6 protein-coding genes are annotated in these 5,351 nt (G+C 59.6%); all 6 read left to right on the top strand.

The genetic code is table 11. The features are described 5' to 3' along the window. On the top strand, window positions 1-750 hold a 750-nt coding region (gene motA, locus AC1D1Z_RS33580), incomplete at its 5' end, for a flagellar motor stator protein MotA (protein ID WP_477853151.1). Then, window positions 751-1,701: a FliM/FliN family flagellar motor switch protein gene (locus tag AC1D1Z_RS33575; protein ID WP_130728880.1), complete on the top strand. Its 951-nt coding sequence runs from the start codon at window positions 751-753 to the stop codon at window positions 1,699-1,701. It abuts the gene before it with no gap. Window positions 1,702-1,766: 65 nt separating this feature from the next. After that, window positions 1,767-2,351: a flagellar motor switch protein FliN gene (gene fliN, locus AC1D1Z_RS33570; protein ID WP_047622533.1), complete on the top strand. Its 585-nt coding sequence runs from the start codon at window positions 1,767-1,769 to the stop codon at window positions 2,349-2,351. Window positions 2,352-2,379: 28 nt separating this feature from the next. Beyond that, window positions 2,380-3,420, top strand: a complete 1,041-nt coding sequence (gene fliG, locus AC1D1Z_RS33565; RefSeq protein ID WP_003545520.1) for a flagellar motor switch protein FliG — start codon at window positions 2,380-2,382, stop codon at window positions 3,418-3,420. 335 nt (window positions 3,421-3,755) lie between these two features. Further along, window positions 3,756-4,835, top strand: a complete 1,080-nt coding sequence (gene flhB / locus AC1D1Z_RS33560; RefSeq protein ID WP_018445817.1) for a flagellar biosynthesis protein FlhB — start codon at window positions 3,756-3,758, stop codon at window positions 4,833-4,835. 5 nt (window positions 4,836-4,840) lie between these two features. Continuing rightward, window positions 4,841-5,284: a hypothetical protein gene (locus AC1D1Z_RS33555; RefSeq protein WP_130715626.1), complete on the top strand. Its 444-nt coding sequence runs from the start codon at window positions 4,841-4,843 to the stop codon at window positions 5,282-5,284. The last annotated feature ends 67 nt before the right edge of the window (window positions 5,285-5,351 follow it).

The following is a 5,351-nucleotide window of genomic DNA, read 5'->3' as shown; positions in this document are numbered from 1 at the left end:
CTCGGCAGCTTCATCATGGCGAACCCGATGAAGGTGGTGAAGGACTCCGGCAAGGCGCTCAGCGAAGCCTTCAGGCACGCCGTGCCGAAGGAACGCAATTATCTCGATACGCTCGGCGTGCTCTATTCGCTGATGCGCGACCTGCGCACCAAGTCGCGAAACGAAATCGAAGCCCATATCGACAATCCGGCCGAATCGACGATCTTCCAGGCGGCTCCGACGGTTCTGAAGAACAAGGAGCTGACGGCGTTCATCTGCGACTACGTACGCCTGATCATCATCGGCAACGCCCGCAGCCACGAGATCGAGGCGCTGATGGACGAAGAGCTCAACACCATCATGCACGACAAGATGAAGCCCTACCACTCGATCCAGATCATGAGCGATTCCTTCCCGGCGATCGGTATCGTCGCGGCCGTTCTCGGCGTCATCAAGGCGATGGCCCACATCAACGATTCGCCTGAAGTGCTCGGCCACCTGATCGGCTCGGCGCTCGTCGGCACCTTCCTCGGCATTCTCTTGTCCTACTGCGTCTGCTCGCCGCTGGTCTCTCAGATCAAGGTCGTGCGCAACAAGCAGCACCGCCTCTACGTCATCGTCAAGCAGACACTGCTTGCCTATATGAACGGCTCGGTGCCGCAGGTCGCTCTCGAATACGGCCGCAAGACGATCTCGGCTTACGAGCGTCCGTCCATCGATGCGGTCGAGCAGGAAATGATGAACCCAGGTGGCGAAAACAAGGCGGCTTAAATGACTATGAGCAATGCTTCGCACGACAAACCGACAATGGATCCTGCCCTCCTCGCCAAGCTGACAGGCGGGCTTGGCGACAGAGGCAGGGTCGCCAAGATCTGCAGTTCCTTCGGGGAAATCTACAGTGAATTCTTTCCCGACGTCATCAAAAGCGAGACCGGCCTCGACGTGACGGTCAACTATCTCGGCTGCGAGATCGGCTACAAGAACCACCTCATCGAAGACCTGAGCGCGAACGTCACACTCGTCGACGCGACGCTGCGCAACTGGTCGCAGAACATTACGCTTGCCTGCGGCAACGGCTTCGTCATCACGCTGATGGAGCATCTGCTCGGCGCCACCGCCGATACGATCGAGGAACCGGCCGACCGGATGCTTTCGATCATCGAGCTCGATCTGGCGGTCATGGTCTTCGACAAGATCGCCAAGGTGCTGCGCTCGGCGGTCAACGCGCCGGGTGGTTTCGAACCGAGCCTTTCGGCTCCGCACGCCCATGACATGCGCGCCCGGCCGCAGGAGGATCGTCCGGATGAATTCGCGGCCGCCATCAACATGTCGATCGCGCTTGCCGGCATCGTTTCGGAATTTTCGTTGATCGTTCCGCAGACGGCACTGCTCAAGACCAAGGTGACGCCGCCGAAGCCGAAACGCCAGGCCAGCAGCAACTCAGCGGAATGGACCGAACAGCTCGGCGACCAGGTCCGCCGCTCACATGTCACGCTCGAGGCCAAGATCAGGCTGCAGGACCTGACGCTGCGCACGATATCGAAGCTGATGGTCGGCGACGTCATTCCGTTCCGCGACCACGGCGACGTGCGTGTCGAGGTCAGCGCCAACAGCAAGGAATTGTATGTGTGCGAGTTCGGGCGTTCAGGCGAAAACTACATGGTCCGCGTCAAGGATACGATGAACTCGGATGATGAACTCATCCGTCATTTAATGAATTAATCGGTTCTCTGGCTTTTGGGCTGCAAAGGCAGTTTGAGGCAAGTTTCAACTGGAATAGTGATTTCATGGCTACGAAGAAAACACAGCAGAACAGCGACCTCTCCCTGGATCTTCCGGGCAGCGAAGCGGATCTCGATCAGGCGATCGACGATCTGCGCGGCGTGCTGAAGCAGGATGCCGACGGCGACCTGTCGCAGTTTGGCGACGACCTGCAGAGCGACCCCTTCGCAGCAGGAACGGACCTGGCGGCCTTTGGCGGCGAGACTTCGGAAACCCCCTTTGGCAGCGACGATTTCGGCGGCGACTTCGGCGGCGGCGATGCCAGCCCGGCTGCCGGCATGGATTTCGGCAGCAGTTCCTTCGAGGCGTCGCCGGCCCCGCTCGGCAGCGCTTTGAATTCCAACTTCGACCTGATCATGGACATCCCGATCGACGTCCAGATCATGCTCGGCACCAGCCGCATGCAGGTCTCCGGCCTGATGAACCTCAATGAAGGGGCGACGATCGCCCTCGACAAGAAGATCGGCGAACCGGTCGAGATCATGGTGAATGGCCGCAGGATTGCCCGCGGCGAAATTACGGTGCTTGATAACGACGACACGCGATTCGGTGTGAAACTGATAGAAGTTTTGAGTACGAAAAAAGCCTGATCCCTGTGTGGGACGGAGAGGTTAGACCATGATGGACTTTGACGATTTCGGCGGCGCGCTAGCCGGGAAACCGTTGACCCAGGCTGAAAAGGCGGCGGCTGTTCTTCTCGCTATGGGAAAGGGAGTCGCCGGCCGGCTGTTGAAGTATTTCACCCAGGCCGAACTGCAGACCATTATCTCATCCGCCCAGTCGCTGCGCGCCATTCCGCCGGACGAGCTGCTGTTGCTCGTCTCCGAGTTCGAAGACCTCTTCACCGAGGGTGCCGGGCTGATGGACAACGCCAAGGCGATCGAGGCCATTCTGGAAGAGGGCCTGACGCCCGACGAAGTCGACAGCCTGCTCGGCCGCCGCACCGCATTCCAGGCCTACGAAACCTCGATCTGGGATCGCCTCAGCGAGGCGGAGCCGACATTCGTCGCACAGTTCCTGCTGCGCGAACATCCGCAGACCGTCGCCTATATTCTTTCGATGATGCCCTCCTCCTTCGGCGCCAAGGTGCTGCTGCAGCTTCCCGACAACCGCCGGGCCGACATCATGAACAGAACGGTCAACATGAAGGCGGTCAGCCCCAAGGCTGCGCAGATCATCGAAAACCAGGTCATGACGCTGCTTGCCGAGGTCGAGGCAGAGCGCAATGCCGCCGGCTCGACGAAGGTCGCCGATCTCATGAACGAGCTCGACAAGCCGCAGGTCGACACGCTGCTCAGCTCGCTCGAATCGATCAGCCGCGAGTCGGTCAACAAGGTTCGCCCGAAGATCTTCCTGTTCGAAGACCTCATGTACATGCCGCAGCGCAGCCGCGTCATGCTGCTCAACGACATCTCGACGGATGTGCTCACCGTCGCGCTGCGCGGGTCGCCCCCCGAGATTCGCGAATCGGTTCTCTCCGCCATCAGCCCACGTCAGCGCCGCATGATCGAATCGGATCTGCAGAGCGGCATGGGCGGCGTCAATCCGCGCGAGATCGCGATTGCCCGCCGCGCCGTGGCGCAGGAGGCGATTCGCCTGGCCAATTCCGGCCAGATCGAGCTCAAGGAAAAGGAAGGCGACGCTTCGGCGGCCGCCTAAAACGCGTCGCAGTGAACTGATTCATGCGACTCGTTTTAGTTCCTTGTTTTATGCACGTCGTTATCCCGAAACCGCTGCACACTTCCAGGCGACATGCATCGGCACGTCGAGACTGTTGACAAATCCGGCATGCCGAAAGGCGGCTGTTGATCGCCGTGCCACAGGCGACTACCCTTCCAGCCATAGACCGCGCTCTAAAGCGCGTCGCATAGAACTCGGTTCCTGCGACGCGCTTTAGATCTTTGTTCTGATGCCTGTCGTTATCGCAAAACCGCTGCACCTTTTTGGGCGGGATGCATTAGCTGCGGCCTATTTCTTTGACGGAGGGCCGCGACTTGGCAGACGATGACAAGGACAGCAAAACAGAAGCCCCAACCGCGAAAAAGCAAAGCGATGCCGCGGAAAAGGGCAACTTGCCGTCTTCGCGCGAACTTTCGATCTTTGCGACGATCCTCGCGACCTTCATTTACCTCGTATTCTTCCTTCCCGACAGCGTCGGACGCATGAGTGAAACGCTGCGCGACATCTTCGAACAGCCCGATCAATGGAAGATCGAGACGGGGCCGGATGTGCTGGCGCTGTTCGGGCGGCTCGGCTGGGCAAGTGCGGCGCTGGTGGCGCCCGCCTTCATCCTGTTCATGGTGTTCGGCATCGCCTCCTCCGTCTTCCAGAATCTGCCGACACTGGTGCTTGAACGCATCCGCCCGCAGGCCTCGCGTATCTCGCCGATCAAAGGCTGGTCACGGCTCTTCAGCGTGCCCGGCCTGGTCGAATTCGGAAAGTCGCTGTTCAAGGTCGTCGTCGTCGGGGTGATCCTGTTCTTCGTGCTCAGGAGCGAATATTTCGGCTCGATCGACGCGATGTTCTCCGATCCGCAGACGATTCTCGTGCGAATGATGGCAGCGATGCGCAAGATCATCATCGTCATGCTGATCGCCACCGCGATCGTGGCAATCGCCGATCTTTTCTGGACGCGCCATCACTGGTTCACCGAGCTGAAGATGACGCGGCACGAGGTGAAGGAAGAAAACAAGCAGGCGCAGGGCGACCCCTTCGTCAAGAGCCGGCAGCGCTCGCTGATGCGCGACCGCGCGCGCCGGCGCATGATCGCCAACGTGCACCGCGCGACGTTGGTGATTGCAAACCCGACGCACTATGCGGTGGCGCTGCGTTACGCGCGTGAAGAGAACGATGCGCCGGTGGTGCTGGCCAAGGGTCAGGACCTTATTGCGCTCAAAATCAGAGAGATTGCCGAGCAGAACGGCATACCGGTGTTCGAGGATCCGCCGCTTGCGCGCTCCATGTTTGCGCAAGTCTCGATCGATAGTGTCATCCCGTCAGTCTTCTATAAGGCGGTTGCGGAGCTCATCCACCGGGTCTACGCCGCAGACGCCAAGAACAAACGGGTCAGATAAGCCGAATGAAAAAATGCCCCCACTCTACCCAGCGTGAAAAGATCCTCGCAGACGCGATCAGCCCGGTCGCCACTGAACTGCGCCTTCTGGATGCTTCTGACCTTATTTCACTGCTGCGCTTCGAGTATTACGGCAATCTTTCCGATCTCGTCGCTTCGGCGGCGGAGCTTTTCTTTCATCCGGGCACGGTGAATTTCGGCCTGGGCGGCAATTATACGCTGGAGTGGGGTGGCAAGCCCGAAGTCGTTCTCGACCTGGAAATCAAACCGCGCGGCGTCACCGTCTACGCGCAGCTCACCCTTGCCGAAGATCACGCCGGCATCGAGATCAATCATATCGCTTTCCAGGATCCCTCGGCCGATCCTGACGAGAACACCATCTTCCTCAAAAAGAGCCTTCGGGAAGCGCGTTACAGCGTGAACCAGCCGCCTCAGTCGCTGGCCGGCTGAGGACTTTCAAGACAACCGAGCTTTCACATCGCCTTGGACCGCAATTCAAAGCATTACAGCGTCGCGC

Source organism: Rhizobium sp. P1_E1, assembly GCF_056406015.1.
This window is presented reverse-complemented; position numbering and strand designations above follow the sequence as displayed.